This is a genomic window from Streptomyces sp. NBC_01508 (assembly GCF_045040315.1).
Classification (GTDB): domain Bacteria; phylum Actinomycetota; class Actinomycetes; order Streptomycetales; family Streptomycetaceae; genus Streptomyces.
Map to the genome: position 1 here is coordinate 5896549 of NZ_CP109419.1, position 22533 is coordinate 5919081.

Annotated in this window: 19 protein-coding genes and 2 tRNA genes; 16 read left to right on the forward strand and 5 right to left on the reverse strand. The window is 68.5% G+C overall.

Annotated elements, in window-relative coordinates:
• Positions 1-67 precede the first annotated feature (67 nt).
• On the forward strand, positions 68-901 hold the full coding sequence (locus tag OG700_RS27390) for an Fpg/Nei family DNA glycosylase (protein WP_405618041.1): 834 nt from the start codon (positions 68-70) through the stop codon (positions 899-901).
• 28 nt (positions 902-929) lie between these two features.
• Here OG700_RS27390 and OG700_RS27395 read toward each other — a convergent pair whose 3' ends face one another.
• Positions 930-2219: a GNAT family N-acetyltransferase gene (locus tag OG700_RS27395; protein ID WP_405618043.1), complete on the reverse strand. Its 1290-nt coding sequence runs from the start codon at positions 2217-2219 to the stop codon at positions 930-932.
• A 108-nt stretch (positions 2220-2327) separates the two neighbouring features.
• Between OG700_RS27395 and OG700_RS27400 the strand changes: the two genes are divergently transcribed.
• Together OG700_RS27400 and OG700_RS27405 are read left to right on the forward strand one after the other, a co-directional pair.
• Positions 2328-3473: a PP2C family protein-serine/threonine phosphatase gene (locus OG700_RS27400; protein WP_405618046.1), complete on the forward strand. Its 1146-nt coding sequence runs from the start codon at positions 2328-2330 to the stop codon at positions 3471-3473.
• Between the two features lie 141 nt (positions 3474-3614).
• Positions 3615-4859: an MFS transporter gene (locus tag OG700_RS27405; RefSeq protein WP_405622007.1), complete on the forward strand. Its 1245-nt coding sequence runs from the start codon at positions 3615-3617 to the stop codon at positions 4857-4859.
• Positions 4860-4968: 109 nt separating this feature from the next.
• Here OG700_RS27405 and OG700_RS27410 read toward each other — a convergent pair whose 3' ends face one another.
• Positions 4969-6177 (reverse strand): cation:proton antiporter, encoded by a 1209-nt coding sequence (locus OG700_RS27410; protein WP_405618048.1) that lies wholly within the window; start codon positions 6175-6177, stop codon positions 4969-4971.
• Positions 6178-6343: 166 nt separating this feature from the next.
• Here OG700_RS27410 and OG700_RS27415 point away from each other — a divergent pair, with 166 nt between their 5' ends.
• Entirely contained in the window at positions 6344-6793 is a 450-nt protein-coding gene (locus tag OG700_RS27415) for an HD domain-containing protein (RefSeq protein ID WP_405618051.1), read from the forward strand.
• Here OG700_RS27415 and OG700_RS27420 read toward each other — a convergent pair.
• Positions 6770-8005 (reverse strand): acyltransferase family protein, encoded by a 1236-nt coding sequence (locus tag OG700_RS27420; RefSeq protein WP_405618053.1) that lies wholly within the window; start codon positions 8003-8005, stop codon positions 6770-6772. The two genes, OG700_RS27415 and OG700_RS27420, sit on opposite strands and share 24 nt — an antisense overlap.
• Positions 8006-8450: 445 nt before the next feature.
• On the opposite strand from OG700_RS27420, the gene OG700_RS27425 reads away from it, so the two are divergent.
• The 4 genes from OG700_RS27425 (at position 8451) to OG700_RS27440 (ending at position 11522) form a co-directional block, all read left to right on the forward strand.
• Positions 8451-8645, forward strand: a complete 195-nt coding sequence (locus OG700_RS27425) for a hypothetical protein (RefSeq protein WP_405618055.1) — start codon at positions 8451-8453, stop codon at positions 8643-8645.
• A gap of 170 nt (positions 8646-8815) precedes the next feature.
• Positions 8816-9268 carry a hypothetical protein gene (locus OG700_RS27430; RefSeq protein WP_405618057.1) on the forward strand — a complete coding sequence of 151 codons (453 nt, stop codon included), beginning with the start codon at positions 8816-8818 and terminating at the stop codon, positions 9266-9268.
• A gap of 6 nt (positions 9269-9274) precedes the next feature.
• Complete coding sequence (locus OG700_RS27435) at positions 9275-11002, forward strand: alpha/beta hydrolase (RefSeq protein WP_405618060.1); 1728 nt, start codon at positions 9275-9277, stop codon at positions 11000-11002.
• A 4-nt stretch (positions 11003-11006) separates the two neighbouring features.
• Complete coding sequence (locus OG700_RS27440) at positions 11007-11522, forward strand: hypothetical protein (protein WP_405618062.1); 516 nt, start codon at positions 11007-11009, stop codon at positions 11520-11522.
• A 67-nt stretch (positions 11523-11589) separates the two neighbouring features.
• Here OG700_RS27440 and OG700_RS27445 read toward each other — a convergent pair.
• A tRNA-Gly gene (locus OG700_RS27445) sits at positions 11590-11663 on the reverse strand.
• A 135-nt stretch (positions 11664-11798) separates the two neighbouring features.
• On the opposite strand from OG700_RS27445, the gene OG700_RS27450 reads away from it, so the two are divergent.
• The 5 genes from OG700_RS27450 to clpX all read left to right on the forward strand — a co-directional run bounded on the left by OG700_RS27450 (position 11799) and on the right by clpX (position 16713).
• Positions 11799-11875: transfer RNA gene (locus OG700_RS27450), tRNA-Pro, on the forward strand.
• A gap of 180 nt (positions 11876-12055) precedes the next feature.
• Positions 12056-13489 carry a trigger factor gene (tig, locus tag OG700_RS27455; RefSeq protein WP_405618065.1) on the forward strand — a complete coding sequence of 478 codons (1434 nt, stop codon included), beginning with the start codon at positions 12056-12058 and terminating at the stop codon, positions 13487-13489.
• 255 nt (positions 13490-13744) lie between these two features.
• A complete protein-coding gene (locus tag OG700_RS27460) occupies positions 13745-14350 on the forward strand; it encodes an ATP-dependent Clp protease proteolytic subunit (protein WP_405622009.1) in 606 nt (201 codons plus the stop codon).
• Between the two features lie 55 nt (positions 14351-14405).
• Positions 14406-15089, forward strand: coding sequence for an ATP-dependent Clp protease proteolytic subunit (locus OG700_RS27465; RefSeq protein WP_405622011.1), 684 nt, complete (start codon positions 14406-14408; stop codon positions 15087-15089).
• Positions 15090-15420: 331 nt separating this feature from the next.
• A complete protein-coding gene (gene clpX / locus OG700_RS27470; protein WP_405618067.1) occupies positions 15421-16713 on the forward strand; it encodes an ATP-dependent Clp protease ATP-binding subunit ClpX in 1293 nt (430 codons plus the stop codon).
• A 97-nt stretch (positions 16714-16810) separates the two neighbouring features.
• Here the strand turns inward: clpX and OG700_RS27475 are convergent, their stop codons facing one another.
• Complete coding sequence (locus OG700_RS27475) at positions 16811-17782, reverse strand: hypothetical protein (RefSeq protein ID WP_405618069.1); 972 nt, start codon at positions 17780-17782, stop codon at positions 16811-16813.
• Between the two features lie 136 nt (positions 17783-17918).
• Here OG700_RS27475 and OG700_RS27480 point away from each other — a divergent pair, with 136 nt between their 5' ends.
• From OG700_RS27480 to OG700_RS27490, 3 genes are all read left to right on the forward strand, one after another.
• A complete protein-coding gene (locus tag OG700_RS27480) occupies positions 17919-20540 on the forward strand; it encodes a valine--tRNA ligase (protein ID WP_405618071.1) in 2622 nt (873 codons plus the stop codon).
• A 70-nt stretch (positions 20541-20610) separates the two neighbouring features.
• On the forward strand, positions 20611-22134 hold the full coding sequence (locus OG700_RS27485) for a bifunctional folylpolyglutamate synthase/dihydrofolate synthase (protein WP_405618073.1): 1524 nt from the start codon (positions 20611-20613) through the stop codon (positions 22132-22134).
• Between the two features lie 4 nt (positions 22135-22138).
• The gene (locus tag OG700_RS27490; RefSeq protein WP_405618076.1) at positions 22139-22501 is read left to right on the forward strand and encodes a DUF4233 domain-containing protein; all 363 of its coding nucleotides are present in this window, start codon (positions 22139-22141) and stop codon (positions 22499-22501) included.
• Positions 22502-22533 lie beyond the last annotated feature (32 nt).

The window sequence follows — 22533 nt, forward strand, 5'->3', positions numbered from 1 at the left end:
CGGTGCCGCCGGGCGCGCGTGCCCGGCGGCACCGCCATGTCACCCCCCCACGCGCCAAGGAGACCCCGTGCCCGAGGGGCATACGATCCACCGGCTCGCCCAGGACCTGACTCACCGCTTCGCCACGGACCAGGCCCGTGTCAGCAGCCCTCAGGGCCGGTTCACCGACAGCGCGGCGCTCCTCGACGGCCGGGTGATCGACGGCGCGAGCGCCCACGGGAAGCATCTCTTCGTCGGCTTCGGGGACAGCGACTGGATCCATGTCCACCTCGGCCTCTTCGGGAAGGTCGCGCTCGGCGACACCCCCGCCCCGCCGCCCACCGACACCGTCCGGCTGCGCCTGCTCAACGACACGTCGTACATGGAGCTGCGCGGCCCCACCACCTGCGCCCTGATCAACGAACCGGAGAAGCGGGCGATACACGACCGGCTCGGTCCCGACCCGCTGCGCCCGCCGAGCGCGGCCGGCAACGACCCGGAGCGCGCGTGGGCGCGGATCTCCCGCTCCCGTACCACCGTCGCCGCCCTGCTCATGGACCAGAAGATCATCGCGGGCGTCGGCAACGTCTACCGGGCCGAAGTCCTCTTCCGGCACGGCATCGACCCGTACCGCGCCGGCCGCGACCTCACCCGCACCGAGTGGGACGCGATCTGGGCCGACCTGGTCGGGCTGATGCGCGAGGGCGTACGGAACAACCGCATCGACACCGTACGGCCCGAGCACCTGCCCGAGGCGATGGGCCGCGCGCCGCGCGTGGACGACCACGGCGGCGAGGTGTACGTCTACCGGCGGGCGACGATGCCGTGCCATCTGTGCGGCCACGAGATCCGCACGGCACCACTCGTCGCCCGCAACCTCTTCTGGTGCCCCGGCTGCCAATCGAGCCCGTCCGGCGACTGAGGACGAGCGCGGGGCGTCGGAAGCGCCCTCAGAAACCGTGCGGCAGCCACGGCGCCACCGGTGATCCGAAGGCGACCGACGCCTCCGTCAGCGCGCCGGGGCGCAGTTCGCGTACCAGCCCCGCCCGAGCCAGCGCCGCCGGCGAACTGTCGCCCAGGTACATCGCGCCCAACTCCCGTACGGACAGCGACAGATCGGCAGTGTCCGCCGTCCGCTCGCACGACGCGCCGCTCGCGTCACCGGTCAGCCGCCAACGTCCCTCGTTCCAGGGACAGAAGGCGTCGTCCACCTCAAGCACCACATTCACCGGCGTCTGATAGGCCCGCGCCGCGAGCGCCGTGCCCACGTCCACCAGCCGTACGTGCAGCGAGTCCCGCACGCCCACGCGGGCACGCCGGACGTCGGAGACCAGGAACTGGATCGGGTCGTCCACGGGCAGGTTCGCCACGCTCACCGTCGAGGTGAGATCGATGTCGGTGAGGAAGCGCCACAGACTCGCGTACGCCACCGGTTCCAGGGCCGCCACCTGATCGACCACGACCGTGCCGTTCGGCCCCGCCGCGTCCCAGACGGGCTTGATGCGGTAGAGCGCGTACCCCACCGTCTCGGCGTCGTCGCCCTCGCCGCGCCGCGCGAGCACGCACTGGAGCGCGCCGGCACCCTCGCGTCCCTCCGGGGAGTCGATCAGCAGCTTCCGGTCCCAGCCGGGCCGCCGCTCCAGCATGCCGGGGCGGGTCGCGACCAGGCGTGCGTACAGCGACTCGATCGGCTTCCGCGCGTCGTCGACCGCGACGAAGCGCAGCCGTATCCCGCCCGCACCGCTCCCACCGCCCGCACCACCTGCATCGCGCGCACCGCCCGCGTCGGCCGGCACCCTGACCGACACCCGCGAGGAGTCGATCTCGGCGCTCAACTGCCGCGTGCCCACGCCGTATCCGAACCGGCCGTAGATCTCGGGCTCCGAAGCCGTCAACAGCGCGACCGACTGACCCCACGCACGGACGTCGTCCAACTGCCGCCGCATCATGGAGGTGAGGATCCCGCGCCGCCGGTGTGTCGCCGCGACGCTCACCGCCGTGACGCCCGCCGCGGACACCACGGCGCCGCCCGGCACCGTCAGCCCGAACGTGAAGGCCCCCGCGGTTCCCACGCACTCCTCGCCGTCCCATACCCCGATGGACCGTTCGTGCTCGGTCACGGACCGCCACGCCTCGCGGCCTTCGGCGGAGTCGGTGAGCGCCCCGCCGAAGGCCCGTTCCAACGTCCCGAACCAGCGGTCCCATTCGGAGGGGTCAAGTACGCGCAAGTCTGTGGTCATATGCCATGAGTACCAAAGAGCGGGCGGTCAAGGCGACCCGGTATCGAACGCAATGTCACAGGGGTCCCCCTGCACGCGGGGCCCGCTGATGGATAAGGTCCAACGACAATGGCCGGTGGCGCGAAAGCTGATTCGTACACGGCCCGGATGCGCAAGTCGGTGCACCGGGCCCGCAGTGCTGTGCGCAAGTCCGGTGTCGACTACTTCCGGGGCGACGGCTCCGACTGGATCGCACTCGTCGGACTGCTGCTGACCGTCCCGGGGATCGCCTTCGCCACCATGGCGGTTCCCGTCTGGTTCGCCCCCTCCGCGCTCGTCCTGCCGATCGTGGCCGGGGGGCTGCTGCTGCGGCCCTCCAGCCTGCTCGCTCTGTACGCGGCGGCCGCCACCGCGCTGATCATCGAATCGCTCGTCCTCGGCCCGTACGACCAGGGGCCGGCCACGGTGACACCGGGCACCGTCCTGGTGGTGGCGGCCTGCGGGCTCTTCGGGCTGCTGATCGCCCAGTTCAGGGCCCGCGTCGGGGTGCCGTGGCGGCGCGGCGGCACGATGCTCTTCGACCTGCGCGAACGCATCAGGGTCCAGAGCGCCCTGCCGTCCCTGCCCAAGGGCTGGCACCGCGAGATGTCGCTGCGGCCGGCCGGCGGCCAGTCCTTCTCCGGTGACTTCGTGGTCGCGGCCCGCACCAACGGGGGCCGCACCCTCGAAGTCGTCCTCACGGACGTCTCCGGCAAGGGCATGGACGCCGGCTCCCGCGCGCTGCTGCTGTCCGGCGCGTTCGGCGGGCTGCTCGGCTCGCTCCCGCCGCACGCCTTCCTGCCGGCCGCCAACGGCTATCTGCTCCGCCAGGACTGGGACGAGGGCTTCGCGACCTCCATCCACCTCGTCCTGGACCTCGATTCGGGCGAGTACGAACTGCTGTCGGCGGGCCACCTGCCCGCGCTCCAACTCCACGCGGGCAGTGGCCGCTGGGAGGAGATGGCGGCCGAGGGCCCGCTCCTCGGCGTCTACGACCGTGCGGAGTTCGACCCGGTGAAGGGGTCCCTGCTGCCGGGCGACGTACTGATGCTGTTCACGGACGGCCTGGTCGAGGCGTCGGGCCGCGACCTCAGCGAGGGCATCGACCGGCTCTCGGGCGAGGCCGACCGCTACGTGGCGGCGGGCTTCGAGGGCGCGGCCTGGCACCTGATCGAGGCGGTGGCGAAGCACGTGAACGACGACAGGGCGCTGCTGCTGATCTGCCGCGAGGGCTAGGAAGGGGTGCGGCGGTTCAGTCTTCGGGCGCCGGACGTACCGCCGGACGTACCGCCGAACGTACCGCCGGACGTACCGCCGGACGTACCGCCGGACGTACCGCCCGCCGGGGCGCCCCCGTCGAAGCGGCCCCCGTGGTCGCTGTCGAAGGGACCCAAGGCACCCAAGGGACCCCCGCAGTCGCTGGGGCGGCCCTTCGCATGGCTCTGGGCGGCCTACGCGGCCAGCACCTTCGGCTCCCGGCTCGCCTTCGACTCGTTCACCCTCATCGCGATCCTCGTCCTGCACACCGGGCCGACCCAGGTGTCCCTGCTGGCCGCCGCGGGCCTCGCGGTCGGCGCGGCCGTGGCGGTGCCGCTCGGGGCGTGGGTGGAGTTCCGCCGCAAGCGGCCCGTGATGGTGACGATGGACCTGATCCGGTTCGCCGCCCTGATGAGCGTCCCCGCCGCGTACGCCATCGGCGCGCTCGGCTTCGGCCAGCTCCTCCTCGTCTCGGTCGTCGTCGCCGCGGCCGACATCACCTTCACGGCGGCGAGCGGCGCCTGCCTCAAGGCGCTCGTACGCCCCGAGCAACTGCTCGTCGCGAACGGCCGGTTCGAGTCCACGACCTGGACCGCCACGATCCTCGGGCCGCCGGTCGGCGGGGTCGCGATCGGGCTGTTCGGCCCGGTGACGACCGTCGTGGCCAACGCGGTCAGCCATCTGCTGTCGGCCGCGGGCATCCGCGCGATCGGCGGACAGGAACCGCGCCCGGCGCGCACCGGCGCACCGGGGTTCCGCGCCGCCGACCTGCTCGAAGGGTGGCGGTACGTCCTCGCCCACCGCGCCCTGCGCCCGCTGCTCCTCAACACGGCCCTCGTCAACGGCCTGATCATGGCGCCGGTGCCCCTGCTGGCCGTCCTCATGCTCGGCCCGCTCGGGTTCGCCCCCTGGCAGTACGCCCTCGCGTTCGCGGCGCCCTGCGTCGGCGGCATCATCGGCGCACGCCTCGCCCAGCCCCTGGTCGCCCGGTTCGGCCGGCACCGGGTCATGCTCACCACGGGCACCCTGCGCGCGTGCTGGCCGGTGGCCCTGGCCTTCGTCGGACCCGGTCCGGCCGGGCTGGCGCTCGTCATCACCGTCGAACTGGGACTGATCACGTGCATGGGAGTGTTCAACCCGGTGTACGCCACGTACCGCCTCGAACAGATCCCGAAGGACCGGCTCGTCCGCACGCTGTCGGCATGGTCGATCACGACCAAGACCAGCACCGCGGCCCTGACCGCCCTGTGGGGCCTGCTGGCCGCCGCAACGGCACCCCGCACGGCGATCGCACTCGCCGGCCTGCTGCTCCTGGCCACGCCACTGCTGCTGCCCCGTCGCGCGTCCAGCCCGGCAGGTGGCTGAACGCGATGCCGTTGGTGCTCGACCGTGGCTCCGCGCGGTATGCCGATGTCCACAGTTGAGCGGATCGGTTGGGGGCCGGCGCCTGTCGGTGCCGGCCCCCCGTCGCGCCTCAGGCGCCCGATGTCTTCGTCAGCGACAGTTCACCGTCCGGGACGTCACCGCCGGAGGAACCGCCGCCGCGCCCGCCGCCCGGCAGTATCCGTGCCAGCCAGTGCGACTTGGCCGCCGCCAGCGGGCCGAGGACCGCGAGGATCAGGACGTAACCCGCGATGAACGGCGCCAGGCGCGCGTCCAGTGCCGCGCCCGCCGCCATCGTGGCGAGGATCAGGGCGAATTCGCCGCGTGCCACCAGCGTCGTCGCGATGTTCGCCGCGGGACCGGACCCGAAGCGGTAGACGCGGGCGGCCACCAGCCCGGCCAGGATGTTCATCGTCAACGTCACGGCGACGGCGGCCAGCACCGGCCACAGCACCGTCGGCAGGTCACCCGGATTGATGGACAGCCCGAAGGCGAAGAAGAAGATGGCGCCGAACGCGTCCCGCAGCGGGTGTACGAGCGTACGGATCCGGTCGCCGGAGGCCGTACTGCCCAGCATCAGACCGACCATGAACGCACCGATCGCGTCCGCGACACCGAACCACTCGGAGACCCCGGCCATGAAGACCGCGGCGCCCAGGAAGGAGATGACGAGCAGTTCGTCGTCCTTCGTGTTGATGAGGCGGCCGATGACCTTCTTGCCGAAGCGCGCGGCGAGCGCCAGCAGCAACAGGAACCCGAACGCCTTCCCGCCGTCCGCCAGCGCGGCCGAGAGACTGTCGGCGCCGGACAGGATCGGCTGGAGCGCGGCCAGGTACAGCGCCAGGAAGATGTCCTCGACGACGATGATCCCGAGGATCGGCTTGGTCTCGGGATTCCCGATACGGCCCAGGTCGACCAGGATCTTCGTGACGATGGCGGACGAGGAGATACCGAGCACACCGGCGAGGACCAGCGCCTCGGAGGTGCCCCAGCCCAGCGCGAAGCCGAAGCCCAGCCCGGCACCCACGTTGAGCGCGAGATAGGCGCCGCCGGCGAGGGCCATCTTCCGGCCGCCCGCTTTGAGATCGTCGAGATGGAATTCGAGGCCGAGGTAGAAGAGCAGCAGTACGAGGCCGAGGGCCGAAAGCATCTCCAGCTCGTGCGGGTCGGAGACGAGCACGATGCCGGGCGTGTGCGGGCCGAGCAGGATTCCGGCCAGGATGAACAGCGGGATGGTCGGCAGCTCGATCCGGCTGCCGAGGCGGGCGAGGAATGCGGCGGCGAGGAAGGCGCCACCCATGGCTATGAGCGTGTCTGCGTGTCCGATGGGACCGTTCCTCCATCAAGTCAAAGGCGCGTCAAGGAAGCGTCAGTAATTAGTTTACCAAACGATTTATTCTGCAACTTTTGACTCACCACACATCAAGCACACGTCGCACACGCATCGAACGCCTGGAGGCGGACACATGACGCATCTCAGCCTGGCCGACGTGGAGTTGATCGCCCGTCAGGCCCACGCCACCCAGACCGACAAGGCCGGCCGGCCCTACGCGGAACACCTCCGGGCGGTCGCCGACGGGGTCAGGGCGCGCGGCGGCTCGGACGAGCAGATCGCGGCGGCCTGGCTGCACGACTCCGTCGAGGACGACGCGCTCTCTCGTGCCTGGCTCGACGCCGCCGCGCTGCCCCGGGCGGTCAAGGACATGGTCCTGGCCGTGACGAAGGTGCGGGGCGAGGACACCGAGGCGTACACCCGTCGCGTACTGGCCACACCGGGCGCGCTGCTCGTCAAGGAGGCGGACTTGGCGCACAACGCGGATCCGGGCCGCCTCGCCGTGCTGGACGAGGCGACCCGGATCAGGCTCACCGAGAAATACGCGGAGGTGCGGCGGCTACTTGGCCTGCCCGGCGCGTGACGCCGAATCCCGAGCGGCATCCCCAGCCGGGTCCCGCACCGGGTCCCGCACCGGGTCCTGCCGGAACGCCCACGTCATCTCGGGCTCCATCGTGAAGCGGAGGAACCGCCGCACCGGCGGTGTGCACAGCAGCGTCATCGCGATGCCCGCGAGCAGCGTCAGGAAGACCCGGCCGGCCGGCTCGGTCAGCCAGACGTTGGTGTCGAATATCCCGCTGTACACCGCGCCCTTGACCAGGAAACCGTGCAGCAGATAGCCGCAGATCGTGCCCGCGCCGAGCGCCGTGAACCACATCTTGCGGCGCGGCACCCACGCCAGGAACGCGGCCGTCAGCACCACCGAGCAGCCGAACAGCGCGAAGGTCATGACGACGCCCATCCACCACGGCGCCCCCTGATCCTGCGCCGCGCTGTTGTGGTAGAACCACGCGTTCTGCATCCGGACGGCCGCCCAGTACGCGAAGGCGAGCGCGCCCACGAACACCGGCACGGCCAGCAGCTTCACCTCACGCCGGCGGACCAGCTGGAAGTGCTCGGGCTTGAGGACGAGCCCCAGCACGAACAGCGGCAGGAACTGCAACACGCGCTGGAGGTTGAGGTCTTCGCCGATGTTCGGCGTGAAGGAGGCGAGCGCGGCGATACCGAGGGCGACCAGCAGGGGATGGCGCAGCGACAGCCAGATCGGGGTGGTCAGCCGCCAGACGAACAACGCGGCCAGGAACCAGGTGAGATACCAGGGGTCGAGCAGACTGACCGGGTGACCCGGGTCGTTCGTGGCCCGCTTGAAGAGCGAGTACGCCACCTCGAAGACGATGTACGGGACGGCGATCCCGGTCAGCAACCGTCGGATCTGGTGCGGGCGGCCGGTGTAACTCCGGGAGAAGTAGCCGGAGATGATGATGAAGGCCGGCATGTGGAACGAGTAGACGACCATGTAGAGCGCCTTCGTCGCCCGGCTGCCCTCCATCACCGGCTCCCAGGCGTGGCCCATGGCCACCAGCACGATGGCCAGGTACTTCGCGTTGTCGAAGAACGCGTCTCGCTTCGTGGACGTCTTGGCCGTGGGGGGCGTCGACTTCGCGGAATCCTGAGGGGTCCGTACAGGGGTTTCGGCCACAGCGGCCGATGTGGTCGATGCCGTTGGGGGGACGGGATCCAACTCCCGCGTGCGGGGGAGCGGGGCCCTCTCATATCCGTGCGGAGCGTGGGACATCTGATTAACCATAGCGCCGCGCAATGCGATGAGTAAAACGTCCCGTGCAATCGGGGTGTTGGACACCGAAACAGTCGCCCACCGATAGATATGACCCTGTTAATCCCCCTTAAATGGGGCATATCATCAGGGTATTGCCCTCAACGTGACTGCGAGTGAATTCCCTGCGGAGATATCTGGGAGCCGCCTCGCAATTTGCTGTGAAGAAGCTGTGTGTCCAGCGAAATGATCACGCCGAATTACCGCCCGCTTTTACCACCCGCCCCGGGCGTGACCGCCCGCCCGCCCGGCGCACCCGCCGTCCGATTGGCGTGTTCCTTACCTCGGCGATTCGTCACGGGCCAACACCTGAGGGGCAGTTGGTGGCACGATGGAGGGAGCGGGATGTGTGAGGCCGTGAACTCCCGCGGCCGGCAAGGCGGACCGACCGAGGGTGTGATCAGTTGTGGCCATTTCACTGTCTGTGGTGCTGCTGTTGGCGATCGTCCTCGTGGTACTGATCCGCGGCGGCTCCCTGAAGGGCGGCCCGGCCGTGGTCGCGATCCTGTTCGGCTTCTTCCTGGCGTCCACGGACATGGCGCCGTCGGTGAACAGGTTCCTCGACTCGCTGGCGGACACGATCAACCAGATCAACTTCTAGCCACTCCCGACGCCAGGCGCCACATGAGACGGCTTGCTCCTTCCCGGGCGAGCCGTCTTGCTGTCCCCGAACACACGCGCTGTGATCGTGACGTAGCTCGTTCGGCGGCCGGTGAACTCCCGTCACCGCTGGACGAGTAGCAGCGGATACGGGGACACGGGGAGGCATTTGTGACATTCGATGAGGAGTGGGCCCAGCTCAAGGCGGAGGCCGCGACCAGGATGAACCTGGCCGCCGCGGGTGACGGCGGCGGCTCGGGCGACGGTGACCTCAAGACCTCGAAGGCCGCCTGGAGCAGAGCGGCGACGAGCATCGCCGAGCTGCGGGGCGACCTCAAAAAGGCGACGGTCAAGCTCGACGACGGACAGGCCGGACTCGGAGGGAGCGACAACACGGTCACGGGATTCGTGACCGGCTCGGCGCAGACCGGGGTCTACCAGACCTGGCGGCGCTACCTGAACCTGGTCGGCCGCGAGTGCGGCGAAGTCGCGGGGAAGTTGCGGCACGTGGGCAACGACCTCTACAAGAACGACCAGGCCATCAGGGAGGCGTTCAACCAGCAGGTGACCAAGCCCGAGGAGCCGGTGCCAGGCGGCGGCCACCCGTCCACCGGGGGGCGATGACCCGACATGACGAACCTCAGCACGTTACGGGATGTGAAGCCCGCCGAGTTCGAGCAGGCCGCCGACGGCTATCAGGCGGTCGGCAAGGCGGCCCATGCGGCCAAGGACCGCATCACCGACCAGGCCATGGTCCAGATGCGCGGTGGTGAGTTGAAGGGCGTGGCGCTGACAGCCGCCCTGAAGCGGCTGGGGCGGCTGAGCGACAACTTCCACTACGCGCAGGTCGAATGCGGCCTGATCACCTTGGCGTTGAACGGCTTCGCCGGCGAGTTGCGCTCGGCGCAGCGGAAGCTGAACGACGCGATGGACGACGCTGTCAGCGCCGGCTTCACGGTCCGGGACGATGGATCGGTGCACTGGGAAGCGACGTTCGGTGAGGTCAAGGAAGACGCGGACTTCAAGCGTAAGAAGGCCCAGGGCTTCGCCGACCGCATCGGTGACGCGCTCGATCAAGCGACGAGGGCGGACCAGAAATGGGCCCCCCAGTTGCAGCGGCTCAAGGCTCACAACGACCTCACCGTCTCGGACAAGGACTGGGCCGACGCCCACAACGACACCCTCGCGATGCGAAAGGCCTCGGGCGGCTACCTCAGCGTGAACGACCTCCCGGACGGCAAGTCCCCTGCGGAGAACGCCAAATGGTGGAAAGGACTCACCGCCGACGAACGGGCCGGATACACCGCGCTCTATCCCGCCTCGGTGGGCGCACTCGACGGACTGCCGAGCGATGTCCGCGACGATGCCAACCGCACGGTACTGGAGGAGAAGAGGGCCAAGTTCCAGCAGGAACTGGACTCGTTCCCGAAGATGCCCATGAAGTACCAGCCTCCGACGTCCGGCACCACAATTGAGTACGAAGAATGGGAGGACAAGACCGGAGGGGAGGAGCGGATCGAGTTCTTGGAGGAATCTCTCAATGGCATGGGGAAGATCGAGGAGCGCTTCGACCGCACCGGTACGTCCCCAAGACCTGGTGAACAAATTCTTCCGCAGGCTTACCTTCTGGGTTTCGACCCCGTAGGGGCGGGGGACGGCCGCGTCATCATCGCGAACGGCAACCCGGATACGGCGGATCATACGGCCGTGTATGTGCCGGGGACCGGAGCCGGTCTTCCCAATATTGGTGGTGACCTGTCACGGGGTGAGACCCTTTGGTCATCGAGTCAGCGGCTTTCCCCTGAGAAAGAGATTTCCACCATCACCTGGCTCGACTACGAAACCCCCAGGTCTGCGGTTCCGATCATGGACGGTGACCTTATTCCGGAGGCCACCGACCCCGAATACGCCCAGAAGGCGGCTCCCGCTCTCAACCAGTTCATGAGCGGCGTTCAGCAAGCCCAGGGCGGCCCCGACAGCAGTCACACCACGATCGTCGGGCACAGCTATGGCAGCACCGCCATCGGTGAGGCATCGAAACATGGTGACCTCGCCGCGGACGACATCGTGGTCGCGGGCAGCCCCGGCATGCAGACGGGCCATGCGGACAACCTTGACGTGGACAAGGGACACGTATGGGCGATGGCAGGTTCCTTCAGTGTCGATCAAGTGCCTACAGGGGGAGGCCTGGTCGGTCTCGGGGGCGACGGCAACGTCCCCACCGATCGCGAATTCGGCGCCAACATCATGCGTACCGACACCGCGGATCACAGTGGCTACTGGGAGGGTGGATCCTTGAGTCTGAGGAATCAGGCTCTAGTGATCACTGGGAAATACGACGAGGTGACGCTTGACTAGGCGTGTGGCGATAGCAATGCTCGTGACATCAATTGCCGCCGGAATCACAGGATGTTCAGGAATGAATGGCTCTGAAGATAACCCCGAGACGCGAGAAGTGGACGTCGCGCGAGCCGACGCGGTGACCTTTGCCGACCAGATCAGGAGCATCATCGATCTGCCGGGCAAAACATCCGACGCCGGCCCCACGCCTACGCCGTGCGGTGACAGGGACTTCGACAAGTTCTACTCGCTGGTTCACCCATGGAGCCTGTACGGCGTATCTGTGCCAGACATGGAAAAGGCGATGCTTCGGCTCAAGGGCGAACTTCCCGCGCAAGGCTGGAAGATCGAAAGCTACGGTCCCAACTCCAGTCGCGCGAAGAGCCTCGAACTCACCGCCACAGCAACGAAGAAGAGATACTCGCTGGTTATCACACTCCTGGACCGGCGCGGACGTAGTGACGATCCATCCATGATCACCGTCGACCTCGGCTCCCCCTGCCTCCAGGTCCCCGAGGGAACGAAGGTCGTCATCTGACGGCACGGCAGGGCAACGACTCAGGGCCAGGCCGGAGGATCAACCTCCGGCCTGGCCCTGAGTCATATGGAGCGGGCGACGGGAATCGAACCCGCGTAGCTAGTTTGGAAGACTAGGGCTCTACCATTGAGCTACGCCCGCACGCGCCGCAGGTCACAAGGACTCCGGCACGGGAAACATCGTAGCGGGTCGGTGGCGTCCCACGCACACCGCGTCCTCGGCGCTTAATACGTCCGGCGTACCGCCCGTGGGCATGTACCCTACGTGTCGCACCGACGGGGTGTGGCGCAGCTTGGTAGCGCGTCCGCTTTGGGAGCGGAAGGTCGTCGGTTCGAATCCGGCCACCCCGACCATCAGTACATGTGCCCGTTCATGATCGCGTTGTGGGCCTCATCCTGCTTGCGGCTACTATGCAAGCTGCGTGCCCATGTGTCTGAAGAGACCGTGCAGAACCGGGCCGAATCCGCTGGTCCGCCGGAGTTCACGGCGGGTGCGGCAGAACCCCAGAATCAGCCACCAAGGAGACCGAAACCGTGAAGAGCGCCGTGGAGACCCTGAACCCGACCCGGGTTCGGCTCACTGTCGAGGTGCCCTTCGAGGAGCTCAAGGACAGCCTCGACGCGGCGTACAAGAAGATCAACGACCAGGTCACGGTGAAGGGCTTCCGTAAGGGCAAGATCCCGGCCCGCGTCATCGACCAGCGGTTCGGCCGTGGAGCTGTGCTGGAGGAGGCCGTCAACGACGCCCTTCCGAAGTTCTACACGGAGGCCGTCAACGAGGGCGAGCTCAATGTCCTGGGGCAGCCCGAGGTCGACATCAAGGAGCTGAAGGACGGCGAACTGCTGTCCTTCACCGCCGAGGTCGACATCCGTCCCGTCATCGAGGTCCCGGACTACTCCGGTATCGAGGTCACCGTCGACGCGGTCGACGTGTCCGACGAGGACGTGGACAAGTCGGTCGACGAGCTGCGCGAGCGCTTCGCCTCCACCAACCCCGTCGAGCGCGCCGCCGCCGAGGGTGACGTCGTGACGATCGACCTTGAGGCCAAGGTCGACGGCGAGGTCCTGGAGGACGGCGTCGCGAGCGACGTGCAGTACACCATCGGCTCCGGCGAGCTGCTCGAAGGCATCGACGAGGCCGTGACCGGCCTGGAGGCCGGTGGCGAGGCCACCTTCACCTCCCAGCTGAAGGGCGGCACCGCCGAGGGCAAGGACGCCGAGGTCGCCGTCAAGGTCACCCTGGTCGCCTCCCGCGAGCTGCCCGAGCTGGACGACGAGTTCGCGCAGATGGCGAGCGAGTTCGACACCCTGGACGAGCTGAAGGCCGACAGCCGCAAGCGCCTCGGCAGCATGAAGCAGTACGACCAGGCCACCCAGGCCCAGGAGCGCGTCCTGGACGAGCTGCTGAAGCTCACCGAGGTCCCGATCCCCGAGAAGCTTCTCGAGGACGAGATCAAGACCCGCAAGCACAACCTGGAGCACCACCAGCTCGGTCAGATGGGCCTCGACCTTCCGAAGTACCTGGAGATCCAGGGCAAGACGGAGGAGGAGTTCGACGAGGAGACCAAGGAGCAGGCGGTCAAGGGCATCAAGACCCAGTTCATCCTCGACGAGCTGGTCAACAAGGAGAAGCTGAACGTGAACCAGGAGGAGCTCACCGAGCACCTCATGCGTCGCGCGCAGTCCTCCGGCATGTCGCCCGACCAGTTCGCGCAGGCCGTCGTCGAAGGCGGTCAGGTGCCGATGCTCGTCGGCGAGGTCGCCCGCGGCAAGGCGCTCGCCGTGGTGGTCGAGGCCGCCAAGGTCACGGACACCAACGGTGAGGTCGTGGACCTGGAGGACGACGAGGAGGACGCGACCGCCGAGACGGTCGACGCCGCCGAGGCGTCCTCCGACGAGGCCGACGCGCCCGCGGAAGCAGCGGACGCGAAGGCGGACGCCAAGGCCGACGCGAAGAACGAGGGCTGAGCGCCCTCGCTCGTCCGGATCTCCGGGCCCCGGGACGCGACTCGCGCCCGGGGCCCGTTCCGTTCCCCCGCCCCCTGCGACGACCCAACTACCTTGCGCTGCCAGCGAACAGTCCAGGAAGCGGGATGGCGCCCGCCGACCAGCGCGTTAGGGTCCATGAATACGAGGGCTGGGGTCTCCCCCGTCCCCCGGAACGAAAGACGCTGAGACGGCCGGAGCCGTCAGAGACGAGCAGGTGGATACGTGACGAATCTGATGCCTTACGCCGCCGGTGAGCCGTCCCTCGGTGGTGGCCTCGGCGACCAGGTCTACAGCCGACTGCTCGGTGAGCGGATCATCTTCCTCGGCCAGCAGGTCGACGACGACATCGCCAACAAGATCACCGCGCAACTCCTTCTCCTCGCGGCCGAGCCGGACAAGGACATCTACCTCTACATCAACAGCCCCGGTGGTTCCGTCACGGCGGGCATGGCGGTCTACGACACCATGCAGTACATCCCGAACGACGTGATCACCATCGGTATGGGCATGGCGGCCTCCATGGGCCAGTTCCTGCTGACCGGCGGCACCGCCGGCAAGCGCTTCGCGCTGCCCAACACCGACATCCTCATGCACCAGGGCTCCGCGGGCCTCGGCGGCACCGCCTCCGACATCAAGATCCAGGCCGAGCAGCTGCTCCGTACGAAGAAGCGCATGGCCGAGATCACCGCCCGCCACACGGGTCAGACCGAGGAGACCATCATCCGCGACGGTGACCGCGACCGCTGGTTCACCGCCGAGGAGGCCGTGTCCTACGGCATCATCGACGAGATCATCTCCGCTGCTTCGGGTGTTCCGGGCGGCGGCGGCACCGGCGCCTGAGCGGGTGAGCAGCACGCCCCGGCCCGGCCACGTCAGCCCATCGAACGCCACCAGGATGGTGAACACCCAGATGAACAACTACCCCGGCGCCTCTGCGAGCGGCCTCTACACCGGCCCTCAGGTGGACAACCGCTATGTCATCCCGCGCTTCGTGGAGCGCACCTCGCAGGGCGTACGCGAGTACGACCCGTACGCGAAGCTCTTCGAGGAGCGCGTGATCTTCCTCGGTGTCCAGATCGACGACGCGTCGGCCAACGACGTCATGGCGCAGCTGCTGTGCCTGGAGTCCATGGACCCCGACCGTGACATCTCGATCTACATCAACAGCCCCGGCGGCTCGATGACGGCCCTCACCGCCATCTACGACACGATGCAGTTCGTGAAGCCGGACATCCAGACGGTCTGCATGGGACAGGCCGCCTCCGCGGCCGCGGTCCTGCTGGCGGCCGGCACGGCGGGCAAGCGCCTGGCCCTGCCGAACGCCCGCGTCCTGATCCACCAGCCGTCCAGCCAGACCGGCCGCGAGCAGCTCTCCGACCTGGAGATCGCGGCCAACGAGATCCTGCGCATGCGCGCGCAGCTTGAGGACATGCTGGCCAAGCACTCCACGACGCCGATCGAGAAGGTCCGCGACGACATCGAGCGCGACAAGATCCTGACCGCCGACGACGCTCTGGCGTACGGTCTGGTCGACCAGATCGTCTCGACCCGTAAGACCACGGCGGCGGCAGCGGCCTAGGTCGTGTCTGACAAATGGCGCCGTCCGCCCGCAGGGCGGGGCGTGCGGCGTCCGGTGCGTGCGATCGCGAGGCGGAGGATCGCCCGCGTACTGGACGTACTCGGGCGGGTCCGACAACGCGGCGAGCGTGCGTGCCGGGCGTCGCACGCCAGGCGGGATTTGTCAGACACGACCTAGACCCGTCCGGTGCCCTTGGCGCGGCCCTGGTGGTCGCACGTGCGCCTGAACCGCGCCAAGGGGGGCCCGTACGGGGGGCCAGGCAAGGTACCGTCGGGTATGAGGCACAGGAGCCGCTGAACCAGGCTGCTCCCAGGCGAAGGGGAAGCACCTCGTGGCACGCATCGGTGATGGCGGCGACCTGCTCAAGTGCTCGTTCTGCGGGAAGAGCCAGAAGCAGGTGAAGAAGCTCATCGCAGGTCCCGGGGTCTATATCTGCGACGAGTGCATCGACCTCTGCAACGAGATCATCGAGGAGGAGCTGGCCGAGACCTCCGAGGTGCGGTGGGAGGAACTGCCCAAGCCGCGGGAGATCTACGAGTTCCTTGAGGGGTACGTCGTCGGGCAGGCGCCCGCGAAGAAGGCCCTCTCGGTGGCGGTGTACAACCACTACAAGCGCGTGCAGGCCGGCGAGAACGGCGGCGGCACGAGCCGTGACGACGCGATCGAGCTCGCCAAGTCCAACATCCTGCTGCTGGGCCCCACGGGCTCCGGCAAGACGCTCCTCGCCCAGACGCTGGCCCGGATGCTGAACGTACCGTTCGCGATCGCGGACGCGACGGCGCTGACGGAGGCCGGCTATGTCGGCGAGGACGTCGAGAACATTCTGCTGAAGCTGATCCAGGCGGCCGACTACGACGTCAAGAAGGCCGAGACCGGGATCATCTACATCGACGAGATCGACAAGGTCGCCCGCAAGAGCGAGAACCCGTCGATCACCCGCGATGTCTCCGGCGAGGGCGTCCAGCAGGCCCTGCTGAAGATCCTTGAGGGCACGACGGCCTCGGTCCCGCCGCAGGGCGGACGTAAGCACCCGCACCAGGAGTTCATCCAGATCGACACGACGAACGTGCTGTTCATCGTGGGCGGCGCGTTCGCGGGCCTGGAGAAGATCATCGAGTCACGGGCCGGTGCCAAGGGCATCGGCTTCGGCGCGACGATCCGCTCCAAGCGCGAGATCGAGGAGAGCGACCAGTTCCAGGAGGTCATGCCGGAGGACCTGGTGAAGTTCGGGATGATTCCCGAGTTCATCGGCCGTCTGCCGGTCCTGACCTCGGTGCACAACCTGGACCGTGAGGCGCTCCTCAAGATCCTGGTCGAGCCGCGCAACGCGCTGGTGAAGCAGTACCAGCGGCTGTTCGAACTCGACGGTGTGGAGCTGGACTTCGACCTTCCGGCGCTCGAAGCCATCGCCGACCAGGCGATCCTGCGCGGCACGGGCGCCCGCGGTCTGCGCGCGATCCTGGAGGAAGTCCTCCAGTCGGTGATGTACGAGGTCCCGTCCCGCAAGGACGTGGCCCGGGTGGTCATCACGGCGGACGTCGTGCGCAACAACGTGAACCCGACGCTGGTCCCGCGCGAGCCGCGGATCGTGAAGAACGACGGCCGCCACGAGAAGTCCGCGTAACGGCGTCACACGTCACGCCACACGCATACGTACGAAGAGGGGCGCCCGGCCGGTTGGTTCAACCGGCCGGGCGCCCCTGTCGTTTCGAGCGACCGCTTCAGACCTTGACGCGAACGTCGTTGCGCAGCTTGGCGGTTGTCTTCGCGGCGTCCTCGAGTGAGCCGCCCTTGCCGGCCAGCGCGGTCGCCATGTCGACCGGCATGGCGAAGCCCAGCGTGCTGTAGTCACCCCAGATGCAGATCGGGAAGTTCATCTCCGAGGGGCCCTCGCCCTCGGCCATCTTCATCTTGGCCATCTGGCACTTCATGACCGCGCCGTCGAGCCCCTCGGGCTTGAAGGACTTGGCTTCTCCCTCGAATGTGGGAGTGTCACCGCCCTTCTCCTTCTCGGACTGCGACTTCATGTAGTTGAACATGCCGTCGACAGCCTTGTCCGGGTTCTCGACCTCGCCCCAGACACCCGCGAAGACGAGCAACTTCGCTTCGAACGGGTTCTTCTCGGCGTCACCCGACTCGTACTGGGCGGCCACGTCCTTGGGGTTCTTGACCCCCCACTTCTCGGCGTCCTTGAGGTCGTCCTTGGACATGCCGCCGCTGTCGGAGCCGGAGTCCTCGCTCTTCTTGTACTCCCCGTCGATCACCGTGGCGGGCGTGGTCAGCTTGTGCGCGCCGTCGTCGGCGACATCGCTGCTGCCTCCGCCCACCAGGAAGTACGCCCCACCACCGATCACCGCGAGTGCCACGACGACCGAGCCGATGATCAGGCCCGTCTTCTTCTTCGGTGTGCCACCCTCCGGCGGCGGGAAGCCGGGGGCTCCGCCGTACGGGCCCGGCTGCTGCGGCTGGCCGTAGCCCTGCTGGGGGACTCCCTGCGGCGCCTGCTGCGGGTAGCCGTATCCGGGCTGCTCACCCTGCGGCGGCTGCTGCGGGTAGCCGTACGCGGGCTCACCCTGCGGCGGCTGCTGAGGGTACCCGTAGCCGGGCTGGCCCTGCGGCGGCTGCTGTCCGTACGGTCCGGGCTGGCCCTGCGGCTGCTGCCCACCGTACGGGCCCGGCTGGTTGTAGCTCATGTGCTCTGTCCCCTCCAGATGCTTATGCGTATCCGACATCCTGACTGAAGTACCGGCGACATGGACCATCGGGGGGCGCACCGTTACCGAACTATCCCGTTTCAGTGCAGAGCTGTGACGCCTCTAAACTGTGGCTGTGACCGAGAACTCTCAAGCGCAGCCCGCAGCCAACCCTGAACTGCCGACCCAGTACGCGCCGGCCGAGGTGGAGGGGAAACTGTACGAGCGCTGGGTAGAACGCGGCTACTTCGAGGCTGACGAGAAGAGCGGGAAGCCTCCGTACACCATCGTCATTCCGCCGCCGAACGTCACCGGCAGCCTGCACCTCGGCCATGCCTTCGAGCACACGATCATCGACGCCCTGACCCGCCGCAAGCGCATGCAGGGTTACGAGACGCTGTGGCAGCCCGGCATGGACCACGCCGGTATCGCCACGCAGAACGTCGTGGAGCGGGAGCTGGCGAAGGAGGGCAAGTCCCGGCACGACCTGGGGCGCGAGGCGTTCGTCGAGCGGGTCTGGCAGTGGAAGGAAGAGTCCGGCGGGCAGATCTCCGGGCAGATGCGCCGACTCGGCGACGGCGTCGCCTGGTCCCGTGAGCGGTTCACGATGGACGACGGGCTGTCCGACGCCGTCCAGACCATCTTCAAGCGGCTCTTCGACGACGGGCTGATCTACCGCGCCGAGCGCATCATCAACTGGTGCCCGCGCTGTCTGACCGCCATCTCCGACATCGAGGTCGAATACCAGGACGACAACGGCGAGTTGGTCTCCATCAAGTACGGGGACGGTGACGAGACGCTCGTCGTCGCCACCACCCGCGCCGAGACGATGCTGGGTGACACCGCCGTCGCCGTCCACCCCGACGACCCGCGCTACGCGCACCTGGTCGGCAAGCGGATCAAGCTGCCGCTCACCGACCGTACGATCCCGGTCGTCGCGGACACCCACGTCGACCCCGAGTTCGGCACGGGCGCCGTCAAGGTCACCCCCGCCCACGACCCGAACGACTTCGAGATCGGCAGCCGCCACGACCTGCCGAACATCACGGTCATGGACGAACGGGCCGTCATCACGGCCCCCGGCCCCTTCCAGGGACTCGACCGCTACGAGGCCCGCTCCGCCATCGTCGCGGCGCTGCGCGCCGAGGGCCGGATCGTCGCCGAGAAGCGGCCGTACGTCCACTCCGTGGGCCACTGCTCGCGCTGCAAGACGACCGTCGAGCCCCGCCTCTCGCTCCAGTGGTGGGTCAAGGTCGCCACGCTCGCCAAGGCGGCCGGCGACGCCGTCCGCGACGGCCGCGTCACGATCCACCCCAAGGAGATGGAGCCGCGCTACTTCGCGTGGATGGACAATCTCAACGACTGGAACATCTCACGGCAGTTGTGGTGGGGCCACCGGATCCCGATCTGGCACGGCCCGGACGGCGAGAGTGTCTGCGTCGGCCCGAACGAGGAGCCGCCGACCGGTGAGGGCTGGCACCAGGACACCGACGTCCTGGACACCTGGTTCTCGTCCGGCCTGTGGCCGTTCTCCACACTCGGCTGGCCCGAACAGACCCCGAGCCTGGAGAAGTTCTATCCGAACTCGGTCCTGGTCACCGGCTACGACATCCTGTTCTTCTGGGTCGCGCGGATGATGATGTTCGGCCTGTACGCGATGGACGGCACCCCGCCGTTCCACACCATCGCCCTGCACGGCATGGTCCGCGACCAGTTCGGCAAGAAGATGTCGAAGTCCTTCGGCAACGCGGTCGATCCGCTGGACTGGATGGACAGGTACGGCGCCGACGCGGTCCGCTTCACCCTCGCGCGGGGCGCCAACCCCGGTGTGGACGTCCCCATCGGCGAGGACTGGGTCCAGGGCTCCCGCAACTTCGCCAACAAGGTCTGGAACGCCACCCGTTTCGCCATGATGAACGGCGCGACGGTCGAAGGACCGCTGCCCGACGCCTCACAGATGTCCGCCGCGGACCGCTGGATCCTCTCCCGGCTGAACGAGACCGTCGCCCAGGTCGACGCGCTCTACGAGGACTACCAGTTCGCCAAACTCAGCGACGCCCTCTTCCACTTCGCGTGGGACGAGGTCTTCGACTGGTACGTCGAGCTGTCCAAGACGACGTTCTTCGCGGGCGGCGAGCAGGCCAAGGTGTCCGGGCGGGTCCTCGGCGAGGTTCTGGACGTCACCCTGCGTCTGCTCCACCCGATCGTCCCCTTCGTCACCGAGACGCTGTGGACCACGCTCACCGGCAAGGAGTCGGTGGTCGTCGCCGACTGGCCGGCCGACTCGGGCTTCCGCGACCAGGGTGCCGAGCGTGAGATCGAGCACGTCCAGCAGGTGGTCACCGAGGTCCGCCGCTTCCAGGCGGACCAGGGACTCAAGCCGGGGCAGAAGGTCCCGGGCCGGCTCGACCTGTCCGCCACGCCGCTCGCCGCGCACGAGGCGGCCATCCGGCAGCTGCTGCGTCTCCAGGCGGAGGGCGACGCCTTCCAGGCGACCGCGACCCTGCCGGTCGCGGGCGCCACGGTCGCGCTCGACCTGTCCGGCACGATCGACGTCCCGGCGGAGCGCAAGCGCCTGACGAAGGACCGGGACGCGGCCGAGAAGGAGAAGCAGCAGGCCACGGCCAAGCTCGGCAACGAGGCGTTCCTGGCGAAGGCCCCGGACAACGTGGTCGACAAGATCCGCGGCCGGCTCTCCAAGGCGGAGGCGGACATCGAGCGGATCACGGCGCAGCTCGCGGCTCTCCCGGAGAGCTGAGAGCGGGGGTCCGTACCGGTCGACGGGGCGGGGCGGCATACGTGTCGTACCCGCTCCGTAGACTGGCCCCGTGAGCGAGCACCAGCCCGACCAGCCAGACCAGCCCGGCGAGCACGACGACGATTTCGACGACATCGTCCGCGCCGAGACAACCCGCGACCCCGACCTCGCCGTGATCGAGGCCGGGAGCCGCACGCTGCGCGCCCAGGCGGGCCCCCCGCAGGGTGACGGCGTCCCGTCCCGGCCCGCCGACCCCGAGGTCGACAAGGCGCTGCGCGCCGTCGAGCAGGAGCTGGCCGGCCGCTGGGGCGAGACCAAGCTGGAGCCGTCGGTCGCGCGCATCGAGGCACTGATGGACGTGCTCGGGGACCCCCAGCGGGCGTATCCGTCGATCCACATCACCGGCACCAACGGCAAGACGTCCACGGCCCGCATGATCGAGGCGCTGCTCGGCGCGTTCGACCTGCGCACCGGCCGCTACACCAGCCCGCACGTCTCGTCGGTCACCGAGCGGATCAGCCTCGACGGCGAACCGATCACCGCGGACCGGTTCATCGAGACGTACGAGGACATCAAGCCGTACGTCGACATGGTGGACGGCGCGCAGGACTACCGGCTGTCGTTCTTCGAGGTGCTCACCGGCATGGCGTACGCGGCCTTCGCGGACGCCCCGGTGGACGTCGCGGTGGTCGAGGTCGGCATGGGCGGCAGCTGGGACGCGACGAACGTGATCGACGCCACCGTCGCCGTCGTCACCCCGATCGACCTGGACCACACCGACCGGCTCGGCTCCACGCCGGGCGAGATCGCCGTGGAGAAGGCCGGGATCATCAAGCAGGGTGCGACGGTCGTGCTGGCGCGGCAGCCGGTGGACGCGGCGCAGGTGATGCTGAAGAAGGCCGTCGACGTGGACGCGACGGTGGCGCGCGAGGGCATGGAGTTCGGCATCGTCTCGCGCGAGGTCGCGGTCGGCGGGCAGATGCTGACGCTGCGCGGTCTCGGCGGTGAGTACGAGCAGGTCTTCCTCCCGCTGCACGGCGCCCACCAGGCGCACAACGCCGTGGTGGCGCTGGCGGCGGTCGAGGCGTTCTTCGGGGTCGGCGCCGAGCACGCCCGCCCCATGGACCTGGACACGGTGCGCGCGGCGTTCGCCTCCGTTCTCTCGCCGGGCCGTCTTGAGGTCGTACGGCGCTCGCCGACGGTCGTTCTGGACGCGGCGCACAATCCGGCGGGCGCGCGGGCCGTCGCGGCGGCGATCGGCGAGTCCTTCGGCTTCAGCAGACTGATCGGGGTGGTCGGCGCGAGCGCCGGCAAGGACGTGCGCGGGCTGCTCGAAGCGCTGGAGCCGGTCCTCGCGGAGATCGTCGTCACTGAGAATTCGAGCGACCGGGCGATGGGCGTGGACGAGCTGGCGGCCGTCGCCGTCGAGCTGTTCGGCGACGACCGCGTGCAGGTGGAGCCCCGGCTGGACGACGCGCTGGAGGCGGCGATCACGCTCGCCGAGGAGGACGACGAGTACGCGGGCGCCGGGGTGCTGGTGACCGGTTCGGTGATCACGGTCGGCGAGGCCCGGCTGCTTCTGGGAAAGGGCTGATCGCATGCGTACGCTCTGCGCGTCGACGCTGATCGGCGAGTTCTTCGTGATCGGCTTCGCCGGGCTCGTCGCCATGAAGTCGGACGACCTGTCGATGACGGCCGTGTGGACGGTCTGCGGGATCGCGATGCTGGTGTCCCTGCTGCTGTGCGGGATGGTCACCAGGCCGGGCGGGGTGCGGCTCGGGTGGGCGTTCCAGATCGCGCTGATCGCGGGCGGTTTCGTGGTGCCGGTGATGTTCTTCCTGGGGGTGCTCTTCGGTCTGCTGTGGTGGGCCTCGGTGCACTTCGGGCGCAAGATCGACGAGGCGAAGGCCCGGTGGGCGGAGCAGGCGGACACACAGGCGTCGGCGGAGCCGCAGACGTAGGCGGGGATCGGGGCCGTGCCGTACCCGGACCG